The organism is Arachidicoccus sp. (genome assembly GCF_050436765.1).
GTDB lineage: Bacteria > Bacteroidota > Bacteroidia > Chitinophagales > Chitinophagaceae > Arachidicoccus.
Window position 1 is genome coordinate 1 of the sequence record NZ_JBNQGD010000378.1, and the last position, 4,707, is coordinate 4,707.

5 protein-coding genes are annotated in these 4,707 nt (G+C 36.7%); all 5 read left to right on the forward strand.

Annotation, left to right across the window (positions count from 1 at the left end; translation table 11 throughout):
- Nucleotides 1–193 (forward strand): hypothetical protein (locus tag ACQR30_RS15930; protein ID WP_429736751.1); only part of this gene is annotated, 193 nt, incomplete at its 5' end.
- A gap of 100 nt (nt 194–293) precedes the next feature.
- Nucleotides 294–521: a heavy-metal-associated domain-containing protein gene (locus tag ACQR30_RS15935; protein WP_429736752.1), complete on the forward strand. Its 228-nt coding sequence runs from the start codon at nt 294–296 to the stop codon at nt 519–521.
- A gap of 424 nt (nt 522–945) precedes the next feature.
- Nucleotides 946–1,560 carry a DUF2231 domain-containing protein gene (locus ACQR30_RS15940; RefSeq protein WP_429736753.1) on the forward strand — a complete coding sequence of 205 codons (615 nt, stop codon included), beginning with the start codon at nt 946–948 and terminating at the stop codon, nt 1,558–1,560.
- Nucleotides 1,561–1,604: 44 nt separating this feature from the next.
- Complete coding sequence (locus ACQR30_RS15945; protein WP_429736754.1) at nt 1,605–2,090, forward strand: DUF3347 domain-containing protein; 486 nt, start codon at nt 1,605–1,607, stop codon at nt 2,088–2,090.
- Nucleotides 2,091–2,143: 53 nt separating this feature from the next.
- Complete coding sequence (locus ACQR30_RS15950; RefSeq protein WP_429736755.1) at nt 2,144–4,537, forward strand: multicopper oxidase domain-containing protein; 2,394 nt, start codon at nt 2,144–2,146, stop codon at nt 4,535–4,537.
- The last annotated feature ends 170 nt before the right edge of the window (nt 4,538–4,707 follow it).

The following is a 4,707-nucleotide window of genomic DNA, read 5'->3' on the forward strand; positions in this document are numbered from 1 at the left end:
ACAGACTGTTGCTACCATTCGACAAAATTTGTTTTGGGCATTTTTTTACAACCTTATCGGTATTCCAATTGCTGCGGGTATTCTTTATCCTATCAATGGCTTTTTACTCAATCCTATGATTGCAGGAGCAGCAATGGCATTGAGTAGTGTGAGTGTAGTAAGTAATAGCCTAAGATTGAAATGGAAACGATAAAACAGTAAATGTCACAAATCCAACAAAAAATATTACAATAATATATACTGCAAATTTGATCAACTTTGTAGTATCAATTAATAATAAAAATGACGATAAAATGAAAGATAATAACCCAAATCTTCAGTTCAAAACAAATATCAACTGCAGTGGATGTATAGCCAAAGTGACTCCTTTTCTTAATGACGCCAAAGGCATCCGGTCTTGGGAAGTTGACACTGCTAATAAAGACAAAGTGCTTACCATAAAATCGGATGGAATTACTACTAGGGAAGTTTTAGAAACCGTACAGAAAGCAGGTTTTAAAATAGATCCATTAAACTCCTAAGAAGAATGTAATTGGATAGACAGTAGCGTTAAGTTGTAACACAAATTTTTTAATAATAAATGGTGTAAAAATTTTCTTTCATGACGCTTTTAAAAACAGGCCATAATCGGAAAGTCGGTTCAAATGTTGTGTTGAGTTACGCTCTTATTCTTTGATGAAGCTCCAAAAGACAATTTCTCTTCGGGCTCGTCACCACTTCAGAAAAACCTTGCTATATATTTGAAAAACTATACTTTTTTTAATGTGGTACTTTTTTTGCTGTAGGTAAGCGAACGTTTGCGGGGCTTTTCGTTTTTTAAAGAAGATTGATTTTGCTGTGCGTATCGATGACGAATTTTCTTTAAAATGGATATCCTTAGATTGAATCCGGTGTAATGTTTATGTTTTCTGCTTCTCTAATTCTCTAATCTCAAAAATTCATGCTATGCGACGTTCTCAAAAAAGATATTTAACGGCAATATTGAGTATTATGGGGATATTTATTGCGGTGGCATCCCTCGCCCAAGTTGGCAATGATACCATTTCAACCATTATAAACCATTCCTATCCTGCAGCACATAATACAGGTACCTTGGCTGATTTTCCAAAACTACATCCATTGGTTGTTCACTTTCCCATTGTTTTTTTAATACTTGCATTTTTTACACAAATTGTTTCCTTATTTGTATATAAAAAGGAGCTGAGTTGGGTAACACTTTTCTTAGTTGTACTTGGTTTTATTGGTGCATACCTTGCTTCCAACCTTTTCCACGGGGGAGATCCCAATCCATCTTTATTAGATCCAATAACACGCATTACTTTCCAAAGACATGAACAATATGCCACCTACACAGTTTGGCTCAGTGCGGTAGCGGCATTCATTAAAATAGTAAGTCATTTCTTCTTTAAGAGAAAATTAATCACTGAAATACTTGCTACATTTTTACTAGCTGGAGCTGCTTACACCATTACTGTAACCGGCGATTTGGGTGCCCGACTTGTGCATATTGATGCACTGGGTGTGCAAGGAAATCAGATACCGGCACAAGACGATATGTAACTTAAAAATCATTTTTTTAATAATTAGATTAAAATTTCACAATTATGAAATATAATATTTCTTTTGCAATAACCTTAATGCTCTCTTTATTTTCAATAAATAATAGTCAAGCAGCTTTAAATTATCAAAATGTAAACCTTATTAAAGGTGGCACTGAAAATATAAATGATATTTATGCCGGCTACGCCAAGATTGAAAAAGCACTCACTCTGGATGACGCTGCAACAGCCCAAAAGGCAGCCTCTCAGTTAATTATTGAGTTAAAGGATATCGCAAATTCCAATGTGACTTTAATAGCCGCAACTAAAATTAGTCAAACGGCTGATATTTCTTTACAAAGGAAATCCTTTGCGATACTATCATCCGCGCTGTATAAGTTGTTTAAATCCCAGAAACCGGACAGGATGCTTTATATACATTTCTGCCCTATGGCAAAGGCTTATTGGATGGATGAAAATAAGGAAATCAGTAGCCCTTATTACGGCGAAAAGATGTTAACCTGTGGTGAAACAAAAGGCATGATTATGTAAATACAGATTTGCAGTCGTCTACGCCAATAATAAAACACCTTACTCGACATAAAATGAAAATATTAATAATTTGTAACACTTGGAAAGAAGCGATTTTTCTTTGTTCAATTATGTTTCTTATTTCCATTCCCTTACTTGCGCAGCATCCAATAAGAGAATATACGCTTACATTGCGGCAACAAAAAGTAAATAAGGCGGGGAAATTAGTCAGCGCTATTACGGTAAATGATTCTATACCCGGTCCGACACTTTATTTTACTGAAGGAGATTCTGCCATTATTCACATAAAAAATGAAATGAATGTACCTTCTTCGGTACATTGGCATGGCATTCTTATTCCTAATTTTTATGATGGTGTACCTTATCTAACTACGCCTACAATTGCTCCTGGGAGCACCTTTACGGAAGGTTTTGTTATTAGACAAACCGGGACTTACTGGTATCATTCCCATGTGTCCTTGCAGGAACAAAGTGGATTGTATGGTGCATTTGTCATTTATCCTAAAAAAGAGACGCACAAATATGATAAGGAAAAGACGATTCTTCTTTCTGACTGGACAAACGAAAATCCGCATCAGGTCTTAAACAACCTTAAAAGAGGGCAGGAGTGGTATTCTGTGAAAAAGGGGCAGGCACAAAGTTTAAATCGGGTAATTGCGCACCATGGTCTGGGCGAAAGAATAAAAATGGCTTGGCAAAGAATGCCTCCAATGGATTTATCCGATGTTTATTATCCTGCTTTTTTAGCCAATGGGCAAAGAAGTCTAAGCTTTCCCAATGCAAAACCGGGAGAGCGTATTCGGCTTAGAATTATAGATGGTTCCTCTTCCAGTTTTTTTCATTTGCAATTTTCCGGAGGTGAAATGCAAATCATTGCTGCTGATGGGCAAGATGTGCAACCTGTCAAGGTAAGCCGTTTGTTAATGGGGGTGGCTGAAACCTACGATGTAATTATTACTATTCCCCAAAATGGAAAATATGAATTGCGGGCGACGGCGCAAGATGGGTCCGGTTACACTTCGCTTTATTTCGGCAAAGGAGCAGCTCACGAGGCGCCGACATTACCTAAGCCTGATTTATTTCACATGGAAGGCGTTATGATGCAAACAATGGCTGGTATGAAGATGAAAATGGGGCAGATGAATATGTATATGAGCCCTAAAATGATGAAGCGGGAAATGCCATATATCAAAAAAGCTTATATTGATCGAGAGGATATGGATATGGCTGGTTCTTTGGGAATGCAAATGCCTGAAATGGACATGAGCGGAATGGATATGGAAAATATGGATATGGATGACTCCGCTGAGATGGGTATGAATGATTCTGCAATGGACAATATGAAAAGCATGGATATGTCGGATACCAACAGGAACATGAATACTGATAATGGTATGGCCAAGAAGGGCGACTCAGTGATTTTTAATTATGATATGTTGAAAGCCTTGCATTCTACAAATTTTGATACAAGTTTACATCATGTTAGAAACCTGACATTTAACCTTACAGGTAGTATGTGGCGCTATAATTGGAGCATTAACGGAAAAACGCTTTCTGAAAGGGATTCTATTCAGATACAAGAAGGAGAGGTTCTTCGCATTACCATGTATAATCAAACCATGATGTATCATCCAATGCATTTGCATGGACATTTCTTTAGAGTGCTTAACGCAAATGGCACCTATTCTCCATTAAAACATACCGTTATTGTACCTCCTATGCGTTCAATAACTATTGAATTTTTGGCTAACGAGAAAGGCAATTGGTTCTTTCACTGCCATCTACTTTACCACATGATGTCAGGCATGTCACGCAGCTTTCAATATGCGGATTATAAAGCCGAACCGATAATGAAAAATTACCCCAAGAGCAAATTATTTAATGACGATAACCATTGGTTTTTTTGGGGTGATGCCACTATTGCATCCAACAGGGAGGAAGGGTATTTGTCTTATTCGAACCGTAAAAATTGGATAAGAATAAAAGGGGATTATGGAATGTGGCAAGAAGGGAAAAGTTATAATGTTTCTTCCGACTGGTGGAAGTCGGCACATCCTTATGAAGTATCAGGTACTTATGAATATTTTGTTACGCGTTTTTTGAGGCCTTATTTGGGCATGGTTGTCAGTAACAAAGATGAATACAAAAGGTTCTATGAAACACATAATAAGCATGTTCCCCTCAATGATGTAAGGGGGATGGTGGGTATACATTATTTATTGCCTTTTTTTCTTAATGCTGATTTAAGGATGGATAGCCGTGCACATATGCGCTTTACATTAGATGGGCAAACATGGTTATTTCCCAGGATATGGCTAACTTATATGGCCAATACAGATAAAGAATATGAGGCCAATATAGAGTATATGCTTAATGAACACATGTCTCTTACGGGAGGCTATAACACTGATTATAAATGGGGAGGTGGTTTGATGATTCGATTTTAATTTCTGAATATAGTCTCTGTAGCTTTGCTTCGAGTATAAAAAGTTTAATTATTGATTCACCTCCGAATTGAAATTTTTAAAGCAACTTTTCCACTTATCAGTTAATTCGAATTGGAATGTTGAAAGTTGGCTTAAAATATACCGCATGCTATTTTTAGGTAAATTTTTAT